13 protein-coding genes and 2 pseudogenes are annotated in these 12,969 nt (G+C 66.0%); 11 read left to right on the forward strand and 4 right to left on the reverse strand.

Going from position 1 to position 12,969, the window contains the following annotated elements; genetic code table 11:
* Positions 1 to 128: 128 nt before the first annotated feature.
* Positions 129 to 614 carry a MarR family transcriptional regulator gene (locus RBS60_RS06260; RefSeq protein WP_307956663.1) on the reverse strand — a complete coding sequence of 162 codons (486 nt, stop codon included), beginning with the start codon at positions 612 to 614 and terminating at the stop codon, positions 129 to 131.
* 177 nt (positions 615 to 791) lie between these two features.
* Here RBS60_RS06260 and RBS60_RS06265 point away from each other — a divergent pair, with 177 nt between their 5' ends.
* The 7 genes from RBS60_RS06265 to RBS60_RS06295 all read left to right on the forward strand — a co-directional run bounded on the left by RBS60_RS06265 (position 792) and on the right by RBS60_RS06295 (position 8,457).
* Positions 792 to 1,649 carry an ABC transporter permease gene (locus RBS60_RS06265; protein WP_307956664.1) on the forward strand — a complete coding sequence of 286 codons (858 nt, stop codon included), beginning with the start codon at positions 792 to 794 and terminating at the stop codon, positions 1,647 to 1,649.
* Between the two features lie 5 nt (positions 1,650 to 1,654).
* Positions 1,655 to 2,440 carry an ABC transporter ATP-binding protein gene (locus RBS60_RS06270; RefSeq protein ID WP_307956665.1) on the forward strand — a complete coding sequence of 262 codons (786 nt, stop codon included), beginning with the start codon at positions 1,655 to 1,657 and terminating at the stop codon, positions 2,438 to 2,440.
* Positions 2,437 to 3,474 (forward strand): oligopeptide/dipeptide ABC transporter ATP-binding protein, encoded by a 1,038-nt coding sequence (locus RBS60_RS06275; RefSeq protein ID WP_307956666.1) that lies wholly within the window; start codon positions 2,437 to 2,439, stop codon positions 3,472 to 3,474. The genes RBS60_RS06270 and RBS60_RS06275 overlap by 4 nt, the downstream gene beginning before the upstream one ends.
* Positions 3,471 to 4,511, forward strand: coding sequence for an ABC transporter permease (locus RBS60_RS06280; RefSeq protein WP_307956667.1), 1,041 nt, complete (start codon positions 3,471 to 3,473; stop codon positions 4,509 to 4,511). The genes RBS60_RS06275 and RBS60_RS06280 overlap by 4 nt, the downstream gene beginning before the upstream one ends.
* 287 nt (positions 4,512 to 4,798) lie before the next feature.
* The gene (locus RBS60_RS06285) at positions 4,799 to 6,427 is read left to right on the forward strand and encodes an ABC transporter substrate-binding protein (RefSeq protein ID WP_307956668.1); all 1,629 of its coding nucleotides are present in this window, start codon (positions 4,799 to 4,801) and stop codon (positions 6,425 to 6,427) included.
* Positions 6,428 to 6,600: 173 nt separating this feature from the next.
* On the forward strand, positions 6,601 to 7,857 hold the full coding sequence (locus RBS60_RS06290; RefSeq protein WP_307956669.1) for a family 1 glycosylhydrolase: 1,257 nt from the start codon (positions 6,601 to 6,603) through the stop codon (positions 7,855 to 7,857).
* Positions 7,858 to 7,926: 69 nt separating this feature from the next.
* A complete protein-coding gene (locus tag RBS60_RS06295) occupies positions 7,927 to 8,457 on the forward strand; it encodes a gluconokinase (protein ID WP_307956670.1) in 531 nt (176 codons plus the stop codon).
* A gap of 892 nt (positions 8,458 to 9,349) precedes the next feature.
* On the opposite strand, the gene RBS60_RS19625 is transcribed toward RBS60_RS06295, so the two are convergent.
* Entirely contained in the window at positions 9,350 to 9,484 is a 135-nt protein-coding gene (locus tag RBS60_RS19625; RefSeq protein ID WP_374049235.1) for an aldo/keto reductase, read from the reverse strand.
* A 145-nt stretch (positions 9,485 to 9,629) separates the two neighbouring features.
* On the opposite strand from RBS60_RS19625, the gene RBS60_RS06300 reads away from it, so the two are divergent.
* Entirely contained in the window at positions 9,630 to 10,628 is a 999-nt protein-coding gene (locus RBS60_RS06300) for an IS481 family transposase (protein ID WP_307956671.1), read from the forward strand.
* Here the strand turns inward: RBS60_RS06300 and RBS60_RS06305 are convergent.
* A complete protein-coding gene (locus RBS60_RS06305; RefSeq protein ID WP_307956672.1) occupies positions 10,609 to 11,058 on the reverse strand; it encodes an aldo/keto reductase in 450 nt (149 codons plus the stop codon). The two genes, RBS60_RS06300 and RBS60_RS06305, sit on opposite strands and share 20 nt — an antisense overlap.
* 13 nt (positions 11,059 to 11,071) lie before the next feature.
* A pseudogene (locus RBS60_RS19630) lies at positions 11,072 to 11,356 on the reverse strand (aldo/keto reductase); the annotation flags it as partial.
* Between the two features lie 144 nt (positions 11,357 to 11,500).
* Between RBS60_RS19630 and RBS60_RS06310 the strand changes: the two are divergent.
* The 3 genes and pseudogenes from RBS60_RS06310 to RBS60_RS19635 all read left to right on the forward strand — a co-directional run.
* Positions 11,501 to 11,917 carry an FAD-binding protein gene (locus tag RBS60_RS06310; protein WP_307956673.1) on the forward strand — a complete coding sequence of 139 codons (417 nt, stop codon included), beginning with the start codon at positions 11,501 to 11,503 and terminating at the stop codon, positions 11,915 to 11,917.
* Positions 11,845 to 12,882, forward strand: coding sequence for an FAD-binding oxidoreductase (locus tag RBS60_RS06315; protein ID WP_374049236.1), 1,038 nt, complete (start codon positions 11,845 to 11,847; stop codon positions 12,880 to 12,882). The genes RBS60_RS06310 and RBS60_RS06315 overlap by 73 nt, the downstream gene beginning before the upstream one ends.
* Positions 12,883 to 12,954 (forward strand): annotated as a pseudogene (locus tag RBS60_RS19635) (BBE domain-containing protein); the annotation flags it as partial.
* Positions 12,955 to 12,969 lie beyond the last annotated feature (15 nt).

Raw genomic sequence — 12,969 nt, forward strand, 5'->3', positions numbered from 1 at the left:
CGTGTGTGCCGGGTGAGCGCATTCCTTCGGCGGGCGCCTGGCGTCCACGGGCGTCACGGGCGGGAGCGTGGGACCACGGCCGGACCCGGGGGTCTTTCGCGCCGTCGGGGCAGCGGGGTTATGCGGGGTTATGCGCCGAGCGCCATCTCGCGTAGTGCGTCCTCCCCCGCATGCGCCGTCAGGTTGCTGAAGCAGCGTTGCAGCCCGACCCGGAGCTCCTCCTGTTCCTCGGAGTCGAAGCCGAGCGTCATCTGGCGCTCGATGGCTTCGACTTCTTGGCGGACGTCGGCGAGGAGTCGCTTCCCCTCGTCGGTGAGCGAGATGGTCAGGCGCTTGGCGTGTGCTGGGTCCGGATTCCTGACAATGTACCCTCTGCGCTCGAGCGCAGTGACGATGTCGCCCATCGTCTGGGCCGTGACGAACGAGCGCCGCGCAAGCGCCGCTGACGTTAAGTCGTTTCGGTGCTGGAGCACCGTCAGAGCCGTGTATTGGATGGTGGTCACGTTGTGCGGCTTGAGCACCGCGTCCATCTGGGCGCGCACGGCGAGCTCGACCTGTTTCACCGCGTACAACAGAGTCGGGCCCATCATTGCGTCCGCTTCTCGTGCAGCCATGCCACTCCTAACTTCGTTGCCAGGCCGGATCCGATGGGGCTTGCGAAGTCTCACCTCATCGGTCACTATAAGGATACCTTACATATCGTGGAGTCAAATGGCGAGGCCTTTCAGGCCGGGAATCATCGCCATGTCCCACGGGCCATCGACGTCCCAACACCTGAAAGAGGTGACACGATGACTGTTGCACTCGAAGCCCCTTCCAACGAGAAAGCCGAGAAGGGGCGCCGGCACAGCGTCCTCCTCGACTACGCCGGACTTGCGCTCGGGCTGGTGCCGATCATCCTGCTCTACTTGGCGAGCCGCTTCGCCCCCCTTCCCTTTTCGCCGACGCAGCCGAACGCCGCCGAAACGTCGCTGGCCCCCAGCACCGACCACTGGTTCGGTACCGATGCCAGCGGGTTCGACGTCTTCTCCCGAACGATCGACGCCGCCGGAATCGACCTCCCGCTCGCCGTTGGCGGCACCCTGCTGGCACTGGTGATCGGCGTCCCGCTCGGCCTCATCGCCAGCTCAAAGGGATGGGCGGCCAACGTGATCATGCGCGCGATTGACGCCCTGCAGGCGCTTCCCCTGCTGATCCTCGCCGTCGCCCTTGTCGCGCTGGCAGGGAACAACATCAGCAGCGTGATCGTCGCGATCGTCCTGGTCAGCGCCCCCGGCTTCGTCCGCCTCGTTAGGAGCGGGGCCCTCGTGGTCCGGCGGACACGCTATGTCGAGGCAGCGACAGCCATGGGGTGCAGCACTGCCCGCATCCTGCGGGTGCACGTGCTCCCGAATGTGATGAGCCTGATCCTCGCCCAGGCCTCCCTCGGAGTCGCCACCGCGATCGTCGTGATCGCGGGCCTGAACTTCCTCGGGGTCGGGACGCATCCGCCGGATCCGACCTGGGGATCCATGATCTCCGACGGCGCCGGGGTGATCGCTCAAGGCGACTGGTGGGTGGCGCTCTTCCCCAGCCTCGCCATCGTGCTCGTGATCGTGTGCCTCAACGCAGCGGCACGCGCCGCAGAAGACCTCACGAAGGCCAGGTGACAACCATGCTCACAGTGGAAGACCTCAACGTCGACTACACGACCCGCAGCGGAACGAAGCGCGTTGTGCACAATATGGGCTTCGCCATCGAAGACGGCCAGATGGTGGGACTAGTGGGTGAGAGCGGTTCGGGGAAGTCGGCGGCCATGCACGCGGTCGCCGGCCTTCCAAGGTCGGTGAAGGCGACCATCACCGGCCGCGTCACGCTCGACAGCAAGGACGTCCTCACGGCGAGCAGTCGCGAGATGAAGAAGGTCCACGGGCCCGTGCTGGGATTCATCGGCCAGAACCCCTTCGGGTGCCTGCACCCCATCCAGTCGATCGAGAAGCAGTTCCACCTGATCCTCACGACGCATGGCAGATCGCACTCCAGGGCCCAGACCCGCGAGCTTGCACTGGCCGCACTCGACTCGGTGGGCATCCCGAATCCCCAGCGAGTCCTCAGCGGCCATGCGCACCAGCTCAGCGGCGGCATGGCACAGCGCGTGGTGATCGCGATGGCGACGGTGCTCAAACCCCGTCTGCTCATTGCAGACGAGCCCACCACGGCGCTCGACCCGACGGTCCAGATCCAGATCCTCGAAGTGCTCACGGAGCTCCGCCAGACCCAGAACGTGGCCGTCCTCGTAGTGACCCATGACCTCGGGATTGTGGCCAACTACTGCCAGCAGGTCCTGGTCATGAAAGACGGGCGCCTCGTGGAGCAGGGCGGCGTGCAGAAGCTGTTCACCGCCCCCGAGCACCCCTACACGCGCGAGCTTCTCCTCGAAACAGCCGGAGCCACATCATGAGCGAATCCTCCCCCCGCGAGCCAGTCATCGCGTTCAGGAACGTCACCAAGACGTTCCAGGCCCCCGACGGCACCACCGTCCGGGCCGTCTCGGACTTCTCGGTCGACATCGCGCGCGGGGAGACTGTTGCCCTCATCGGCGAGAGCGGCTCCGGCAAGACCACGGTCGGGAAGCTGATGCTGGGCCTGCTCGCCCCCGACACCGGGGAGGTCGCCTTCGAAGGCGCCTCCATGGCAGAGGCCCACGAGTCGGATCGGCGCCGGATGCGCGCCAAGCTCCAGGTCGTCTTCCAGGAACCGTACGAGTCCCTCAACCCGCGTCGCAAGATCGCGGCGACGGTCGAGGAGCCCCTGCTCGTGCACAGGGTCGGCGACCGCGCCAGCAGGCAGAAGCGCGTGTCCGAGGTGCTGGACCTGGTCGGCCTGCCAAAGGACGTCGCCGGACGCTACCCCGGCGAGCTCAGCGGTGGCCAGCAGCAGCGCGTGGGCATCGCTCGCGCGATCGTAGGCGAGCCGAGCCTCATCGTGCTCGACGAGCCCACCGCATCCCTGGACCGAACCATCCGCGCCCAGGTCACCGACCTCCTCAAGGGCCTCCAGCGCGACCTCGGCCTCAGCTACCTGCTGATCACCCACGACATCGGCTCGGTGCGGCGCATGGCGGACCGAGCAATCGTGATGTTCCGCGGCGAGCAGGTCGAGGTCGGGACCATGGTGGACGTGATCTCCCGACCCGCGCACCCCTACACAAAGGCGCTGGTCTCCTCAGAGCTCAAGGCGGTCCCCGGCAGCGTCGGGGAACGGTTCAAGCTCATGCCCAGGGCTGCGGGCGCCCCCGCCCCCGAGATCGGCTGCCCGCTCGCCCCTGTCTGCCCACTGGCGATCGACATGTGCCGCAGCGAGCACCCGCCGCTTCTGGACGTCACAGCCGATCACGTCTCTGCCTGCTTCAGGTGGCAGGACCTGCTCGGATCATCGTCGACCGGCCAGCCCCAACCCTCTCCTGCCGTCCACGCTCAAGGAAATGCCCGATGAAACAGTTCGTCCCGTTCCTCTGGCGCCGTCTGCTGCTGATGGTGATCTCGCTCGCGGTGCTCATCTCCGTGACGTTCTTCCTGGTCAACCTGGCCCCCGCCGACCCTGCGAGGGCGGTGGGAGGGCCGTACGCGACTGCTGATCAGATCGAGCAGATCAGGCACCAGCTCGGCCTCGACCAGCCCCTCTTCGCCCGCTTCTTCAGCTACTGGGGCCAGCTCTTCCAAGGGAACCTCGGCACGTCGCTCTACAGCCCGGACCGAATCAGCGACAACATCGGCAAGTTCCTCCCCTCAACACTGGAGCTGATCATCCTGAGCCTGGTCGTCGCGCTTGTCATCGGTCTGGCGCTCGGCATCGTCAGCTCGTACTTCCACCGGCGCTGGCAGGACCGGGTGTCCTCAGGCGTAGTGGGCGTGCTCCAGTCCGTCCCGGACTTCGTCATGGCGGTGATCGTCATCTATTTGCTCTCCTACGTGCTCAATGCCGCGCCGGGCCCGGAGGGGCAGCTGAGCATTGCCACAACGCCGCCGCCGACGGTCACGGGCATGATCCTGGTCGATGCCCTCATAGAGGGCGACCCGGCCACCATCACCGACGCGATACAGCACATGGTCCTGCCGGTTCTCACCCTCGGGCTTGTGCTCGCTGCGGTGTTCGCGCGGATCAGCCGGGCCGCCCTTCGGGAGGCGTTCGAGTCGGAGCAGACGAAGTTCGCGCGGGCCTGCGGCCTCTCGGAGTGGCGGATCGTCCGGAACGCAATGCTGACTTCCAGAACACCGATTCTGACGTATGGGGCGATCATCTTCGCAGCCGGCTTCGGTGGGACCGCGATCGTCGAGAAGGTGTTCAACTGGAACGGCGTCTCGCAGTGGGCCGTGCAATCCATGGAGCGCAACGACTACCCCGCCGTCGAGGGCTTCGTGCTGATCGCTGGAGCCATCACGCTCGTCGTCTACATGCTCCTGGACGTCCTCGTGAACCTCCTTGACCCGCGCATGGACGCCCTCGCCCCGGCGAAGGCCAAGAAGGCATAGCGCCCGGAACCACGCGTGCGGGTTGTGGGGCGGATGCGTGCGGCGCATCCGCCCCACGAGCGTCTGAGCAGACACTGGGACGCTTGCACACACGATCCACCGGGAGCCGAATCGGCATCGTCGCCATTTTGGGTTCGGTAAACCCTTGCCAAACTGTGATCCATGCCTCAGGATTCCTTGTATAAGGAATCCTGATTCAAAGATTCCCCCGGGTTCCTCCTCCACTCCACAGATTGCAGAAGACGCGCCGGCTCTATGGTGAGCCAGGCGCCCGACAAGGAGACGAAATGAGCACTGTCCGGTCCGACCGGCGGCGGTCCGCCAAGATGGTGGCCGCGGTAGCCGGCGCACTGGCCCTGGTTGTCGCGACCTCGGCATGCGGTGGCGGGAAGTCCACCGCCAGCACGTCCCACACGTTCGTGATGGCAACCCAGACCCTGCCGAGCTCCCTTGACGCCACCGCGTTCTCCGGCGGCACCCGCCCGCTCGAGTCACTCCTGGACTCCGAGCTGTTCAACTACTCGACGAACTCGTGCGACACCGCGCCCTCGGCAGACAAGCTCACGGGAATGCTCGTTGATTCCTACCAGAGCTCGGCCGACCGGAAGTCCATCACGGTCACGCTCAAGAGCAACATCAAGAGCCAGTACGGCAACGCCCTCACCGCCGACGACGTCAAGTGGAGCTTCGAGCGCGGGGTGGCCCTGAGCCCGATCGTGAAGTTCCTCTCTTTCAACAGCGCCCACTTCTCCAAGACGAACGCGATCGAGGTCGTCTCGCCGACCCAGTTCAAGCTGAACCTCGACCAGCCCACCCCGCTCGACCTGGCGATGTGGACGATCCCGACGTTCTCCATCTACGACTCGACCGAGGCCAAGAAGCACACCACGGGCGACGACCAGTGGGCGAAGACCTGGCTCGCGACCAACTCCGCCGGATACGGGCCCTGGAAGGTCGACTCGTTCGACCAGGGCAACCAGATCACGGTCAGCAAGAACCCCGGCTGGCCGGGCCAGGTGGGCAACTACGACAGGGTTGTGCTCAAGCAGATCACGAGCTCCTCCGACCAGGCGCAGCTGCTCCAGTCCGGCAGCATCAACTACGCACGCGACCTGACCTGGAGCCAGTTCAGCGACCTGAAGAGCTCCGGCAAGGTCGACGTCTACCAGTGCTCGCCGATCAGCCGCGACTGGCTCGTCCTCCAGCAGAAGGACCCGCACCTGGCCGACGTCCGCGTGCGGCAGGCGATCAGCATGGCCATCGACCGCGACGCCCTGGTGAAGGGCGCATACAGCGGCCTGTCGACTCCGGCACTTGACGGCATGCTCGCCTCCGAGCTTCCCTCGGGCGCAAACGTACAGAAGACCTCGTACAACGTCGAACAGGCCAAGCAGCTCATGTCGCAGGCGGGCCTGTCGAACGGATTCGACCTCACCCTGAACTACAACGCCACCCAGCCCGGGTCACAGGTCGACCAGCTGGCGATCCTGCTGCAGAGCCAGCTCAAGCAGATCGGCATCAACGTCAAACTGAACAAGCTCGCCAGCGGCAACGACCTCCAGAGCACGCATTCCTCGGGCAACTATCAGGCTGAGCTGTGGTCCTCGAGCTCCGCACTCCCCTCGGGCTACTTCGATGCGGGCCTGCTCGAGCCGGGTTCGCCGAACACCACATGGGGCTACACGAACAAGGACTACACCGACGCCGTCAACGCACTCGGCGCAGCCGTCCCCGGCTCGCCCGAAGCCAATGCCGCCACCGAGAAGATCGCGAACATGAACATCTCGGACATGGTCGTCGTCCAGCTCGCCAGCACTCCGAACATCTTCGCGATGACCAAGGGGCTCCAGGGCATCGACAAGGCCCTCGGGACGATCCCGATCCAGCCTCAGCCAGCAGGGCTCTCTGCACCGTGATCAAGTCAAATTAGCAGGACGGCGGCGGCTGGACGGACCCTGAGGATCGTCCCGTCGCCGTCGTTCTTTCCGGCTGCGCTGACTGCGTCACAGCCAATCCCTGCCATAAGAGAACCGACGCAGGCTCTCTTCATCCTCGGCTCCATTTGGGGGCCATCAGGAAGGAACACACCATGGCTTCGAGCGATTCCCACATGCTGAAGTTCCCGGACCATTTCCTCTTCGGGGCCGCCACGTCCGCCCACCAGACCGAAGGCAACAACACCAACTCGGACTGGTGGGATTTCGAGCGTAAGACCGGGACCCCGGTGCGCGAGCCCTCCGGCGATGCCTGCGATTCCTACCACCGGTACCACGAAGACATCGCAATCGTCCGGGACTTCGGCCTCCAGGCATACAGATTCAGCATCGAGTGGGCCCGCATCGAACCAGCGGAGGGCTTCTTCTCCAATGCCGAACTCGCCCACTACCGGCGGATGGTAGAGGCCTGCCGGGAAGCCGGGATCGTACCGGTAGTCACATTCCACCACTTCACCCTCCCGCGCTGGCTGGACGCCGAAGGCGGCTTCCTTTCCCCCCGCTTCGTCGAACTGTTCGAACGATACTGCGACCGCACCGCCAGAGCGCTTGGCGACCTCATCGGGTGGGCCTGCACCATCAACGAACCCGAAGGAGCGGGCGACGCCGGATGGGTCGTCGGGGTCCATCCGCCGGGGATCGTCGGCGACGTCCAATCCATGTGGGCGGTCGCCGACAACGTCTTCGACGCCCACCGCAAGGGTGCCGCAGCCATCCGGCGGCACACCGACGCTCCCGTGGGAGTGACACTCGCCCTCCAGGACATCCAGTACGTCGACGGCGCAGAGCCCGGCAGCTCTCCCTGGGAGAACAACACCCGGGTCAGCGACCGCTTCATGGAGGCCTCCGCCGACGACGAATTCGTCGGGATCCAGACCTACACGCGGATCGTCATCGGACCGGAAGGCGTCCGAGGACCGGGACTCCAGCCGGACAAGAAGAACGACATCGTCGAAACGGATTGGACGACGATGACCGGCTGGGAGCTCTACCCTGAGGCACTTCGGGGCACGATCCACCGGGCCGCACGGATCTCGGGCGGCAAACCGATCCTCCTGACCGAGAACGGGATCGCGACCCGGGACGACCCGAAGCGCGCCTACTACATCGACAAGGCGCTCCGCACCGTGCACGAGTGCCTCCAGGAAGGCATCGACGTCCGCGGCTACCTCTACTGGAGCCTTCTGGACAACTACGAATGGTCTGGCGGCTACCAGCCCCAGTTCGGCATCTGCGCAGTCGACCGCGAGACCTTCGAGCGAACGCCCAAGCCCAGCGGCTTCTACCTCGGCAAAATCGCCCAGTCCCGCGCACTCACCCGTGAGCCAATCGCGTGGCCCCAGATGCGGTAGCCGGCCCATTCCTTTCACCCGAAAGAGCCCCGAATCCTCCGTGGCCGAGCTATTCCCAAGGAGAAAGAGATGACTTGCACCCACGTTGTCGTGATGGGCGTCGCAGGCTCAGGTAAGACGACAATCGCCGCAGCCCTAGCGCCGAGGCTCGGATGGCCTCTGGCTGAGGCCGACGACTTCCACCCTCAGGCCAACATCGCCAAGATGGCCAGCGGCCGGCCCCTAGATGACGAAGACCGCTGGCCGTGGCTCTCGCTGATCCGGTCCTGGATGAGCGAGAGGGCCCGCGAGGGCCAAAGCACGGTGCTGACCTGCTCGGCTCTGAGGCGCAGCTACCGCGACTTCCTCAGCAAGGCCGACGGGAGGGTTGTATTCGTGCACCTCGACGGATCGCCCGAGCTCCTGCAGGCGCGAATGGCCTCGCGCGTCGGACACTTCATGCCTTCGACACTGCTGCCGAGCCAGCTCGCCGCCCTGGAGCCCCTAAGCCCAGACGAGCGTGCGCGCGCCAGCCTGAGCCTCGACCTCGCCAAGACACCAGAGCACTTGGTCGATGCAATTGTGTCCTCCCTCAGGCAGGCGGGGGTTCAAGCTCCATGATCGAACCAGAGTCTGCCGCGTCGAAGGACAACGGCGACTTTCCAGCCCGAGCAACCGAAGCGCATGGTCTGAGCGGGAAGGCGACCGACGACGGGTGCACGCACAGGGTCATCCTTCGCTGGTCAACGCCAAGCCACACCCGCGAAGTGATTCTGGGTGCTAAACAGGACGACCTCAATGCGGGCCTGGAGGGTTAGCGCGAACTGGCCCTCGACGCCCTGGTCGGGCAGTGAGGGACTGACCGCATTGCAGCCGCGGCGGGCCAGAGTGATGGCTGCCGTCGACCATTAACACGACTTGGGTCCTTCCTGGGTTTGGGGTCGGGTGCACCTGCCAGTCAGCTGAATGCAGAGCGCATGCCCAAGCCACCAGTCCTCGCGTCACCGCTGCTGGGCCCTCGCCGATCACTGCGGTGGAACTCGAGACGCTCGCCAGGTCCCCGCCGGCCCGCGCTCAGATCGTCGAGACCCTCCCGTACCCCACACGCATGCCCCGAATGTACACATAACAGGAGACACCAAAACAAAGGCGCGTACACGGCGACCGTTACAGGTTTGGTTCCGACGAATCCGCGGGCCTCAAAGGCCGTTTCGGCCGTCTCGCAAACGATCGACATCCTTCCCGCACGCCGAGCAGGCCCCGCGCTCACCAACGCCTCGTCCTGTCCTGTACCGGTTGCACCTGTCAGCGGGACTCTGTGCCGTGTCGCCACGTGCTGGGGCAGGTGGACCGGCTGAAGGCGCGGCACATGAGGGCATCGGCCGTAGGGAGGACGGCCTACAGCGCTGGAAGGCCGACTCCGACGGACTCGCCGACGGCCGGATCCGATCGCGACTCCCTTCCCGAGGGCCCGAGCAACCGGGCGGGCCCGGTCAGGCGGAGGCGGTTCGCGTCAGCGGACGGCTCCAGCGGGGGCGAGGTCGGCGGCGGCTGCATTCGCTTCGAGCTGCGCCACGGTCCTGCATCCTGGAATGACTGAGGTCACCGCCTGCTGCCGGAGGCACCACGCCATCGACCACGAGGCCATGTCCGTGCCCGGGGGGACCTCATCCTGACGGATCCTCTCGACCTAGGTGTACTTCCCCGGCACGTTGTGAACATCTGAGGTAGGCGAAGACCTCCGCGGCAGGATGTGGGTTACCACACTCACATTCGTCACCACGGAGGCCTTCGTGACCCACGCTAACGCGCCTTTGACGCCGGAAGGGCGTCGTCGTCTCTCTGTCCTGGTCGTCGAACACGGCTGGTCGCTGCGGCGAGCGGCGGAGCGGTTCCAATGTTCTCCGGCGACTGCGAAGCGCTGGGCCGACCGGTATCGGGCCGGGCTGGGGTTGACCGACCGAAGCTCCCGCCCGAAGACCTCGCCATCGCGATTGCCTCGCCGCACCGAACGCCGGATCATCGCCTTGCGCTTCACCCGTCGTTGGGGACCGCACCGGATCGCCTACCACCTGCGCCTTGCCCGCTCGACGGTCGGCCGCGTCCTGAGCCGATACCGGATGCCGCTTCTGGAAGCCGTGGACCAGTCGACCGGTCTGCCCGTGCCCAAGCCCAAAACCGAGCGCTACGAGGTCTCCGCGCCGGGCCAGCTCGTGCACGTCGACATCAAGAAGCAGGGCAGGATCCCGGCCGGCGGCGGATGGCGCGTCCATGGCCGCGGATCCACGCAGGACCGCAAGTCCGATGCCGCCCGTGACCGGGCAGCCCGGGCCGGAGCCGCCGGATCACGCGGCTACCGCTACCTGCACCACGCGATCGATGATCACTCCCGTGTCGCGTACTCGGAGATCCTTGACGACGAGCGCAAAGAGACCGCGGCGGCCTTCTGGGCCCGTGCGAACACGTTCTTCGCCACCCTCGGCATCACCGTGACCGCGGTGATGACAGACAACGGTTCCTGCTACCGCTCACACGCATTCGCGAACGCCCTGGGCAGTATCAAGCACAAGCGGACCAAGCCCTACAGGCCGCAGACCAACGGCAAGGTAGAACGCTTCAACCGCACCCTGGCCGCCGAATGGGCATACGCCGCCGCCTATGACAGCGAACAAGCGCGCGAGGCGACCTATCAGCACTGGATCCACCACTACAATCACCACAGACCCCACACCGGCATCGGCGGCCAAGTCCCCTCAGCCCGCGTTCACAACCTCACGGGGAAGTACACATAGGCGAGGCGCTGCTGCATCCGTTCCTCAGGACGCCGAGACCGGGCATCGGCAGGATCTGTGAATCGGGTGCCGGGGGCATACTTGCCGGACAGCAGGCCTCCGGCAGGGCCTCGCGGGCAAGGACGCCCAAATCGTGCCTTTCGCAGGAGGCGAGGACCTCCAGTTCGGGCTCGGGGTCGAGGCGGCTGTAGACGAGTTGGACCACGCTTGCCTCCACGGCCGTGGCGCGGTCGGTCTGGTGCACGTTGGCGTTGCTGCCGAGGGAGATGCCGAGGTGCCGGACCTTGCCGGCCTGCATCTGCGCGCCCAACGCTTCCCAGGCCGCGTCCTGGCCGAAGACCTCGTCGCTGCCCGAGTGGAACTGGTACACGTCGATGTAATCCGTGTCCAGAGCGCGAAGAGAACGCTCCAGCTGGGCGACCGACCTCATCGGAAGACCACTCCTCAGTGCGGTCGTCGAGGCCGTGGAAGCGGTGCCCGAACTTGGTGTCCACCACCCAGTCCTGACGGTTGCGGGCGATCGCCCTGCCGACGAATTCCTCGGACAAGTGGTCGCCGTAGCACTCGGCGGTGTCGACGAGGTGGATCCCCAGGTCACGAGCGGGCCCCAGGACGGCGTCCACGTCTGGCTGGGAGAAGTACTTCCCCCACTCTCCGCCGAACTGCCACGTGCCCACGCCCACGGTGGAGACGGTCAGCCCGGTCCTGCTAAGTCGCCTGTACTTCATGGAGTGCCGCTCGCCGGTAGAAATGAGCCGGGAACGTCGAACCCGCGGACTCGACCTCTGAGTCTGCCGAAGGGCGCCATCCACTCTACGCCCAAGATCACGCTGTGTTCACGATACGCCCCGCCGCGCCAGGGAGGTGCGGAGATGACGGAACCGTCTTCGGTCTGGATCTCGAAGCCGCCAGCCCTTGCCGGACTGGCCGCTTCCTCCGATCATGCCGTCATGGACAATGAGGTACCGGGCTTTAGGGGCGAATTGCTGCGGCCCGGGGATGCAGGGTACCCCGCGGCCCGCCAAATCTGGAACGGCGCCATTGAACGCCATCCGGCCCTCATCGCCCGCTGTCTCGGCGAGGAGGACGCGGCCGCTGCGCTGGAATACGCCGAGCGCCGGAACCTGCCGCTTGCCGTCCGAGGCGGCGGCCACAACGTCTCCGGCTCGGCGCTGGCCGAGGGCGGCCTCGTCATCGACTTCTCGGCCTCAGGCAGGTGGCCCTCGAACCGGGCGGAGGGTCTGTCCGTGTCGAGCCCGGGGCACTGTGGGGTGACGTGGACGCTGTGACCCAGAAGCACGGTCTGGCCGTTCCCGGAGGGATCGTCACCCATACCGGCGTGGCAGGGCTGACCCTCGGCGGCGGATTCGGCTGGCTCAGCCGCCGATGGGGGCTCACCTCGGACAGCCTGCTCTCGGCCAGGCTCCTGCTCGCCGACGGCAGCCTGGTCAAAGCATCGGAGGATGAGAACCCGGAGCTCTTCTGGGCAGTCCAAGGCGGCGGCAATTTCGGCATCGTGACCGAGTTCTGCTTCCGCCCCCACTCCCCGGGCACCCATGTCCTGGCAGGCCCCATCCTCTTCCGTGCCGAGCAGGCGCGAGAGACCCTCGCCTTCTACCGCGTATTCATCTCCGCAGCCCCTGATGAGCTTTCGGTCTACCTGAATCTCCGCACGGCCCCAGCGGTCGACTGGGTGCCAGAGCACCTGCGCGGCACTGACGTGCTGCTGGTGATTCCGTTCTTCGTCGGAGACCGCAGAGTGGGCGAGGACCTGCTGCGCCCGCTGCGCGAATTCGGCCCGCCCGCGGCCGATCTGGTCCGCTACAAGCCCTACATCGAGCACCAGGGCATGTTCGACGCCGGCGTCCCCCATCATTGGGGCTACTACTGGAAATCCCACTACCTGCCCCCTCTCACCGACGCCGCCGTCGAGGCCCTGCTCGAACATTCCTGGGCCAAGGCCTCCCCTGCCTCCTACACGCTGCTGTTCCACCTGGGCGGTGCCATCGCCTCGCGCCCCGAAGGCAGTTCCGCAGCCAGCGGACGAGACGCGGCGCACGCGATCAACATCAACGCCGCATGGCCGACCGGCGGCCCCTACCATCCGGACATCGAATGGTGCAGGGGCTACTTCGCGGCGATGGAGCCACACGCCACGGGAGGGGTCTACGTGAACTTCCTCCACAACGACGAAGGAGAAGCCCGTATCCGCGCAGCCTACGGCGCCCGCTACGACCGCCTCGCCCGGATCTAGGCCCACTACGACCCCGACAATCTCTTCCGCTCCAACCAGAACATCAAGCCCTCCCCCGCTGGGCAGAGATAGCCGCCGGTCCGATGC

It is taken from the genome of Sinomonas sp. ASV486 (assembly GCF_030908215.1).
Taxonomy (GTDB): domain Bacteria; phylum Actinomycetota; class Actinomycetes; order Actinomycetales; family Micrococcaceae; genus Sinomonas; species Sinomonas puerhi.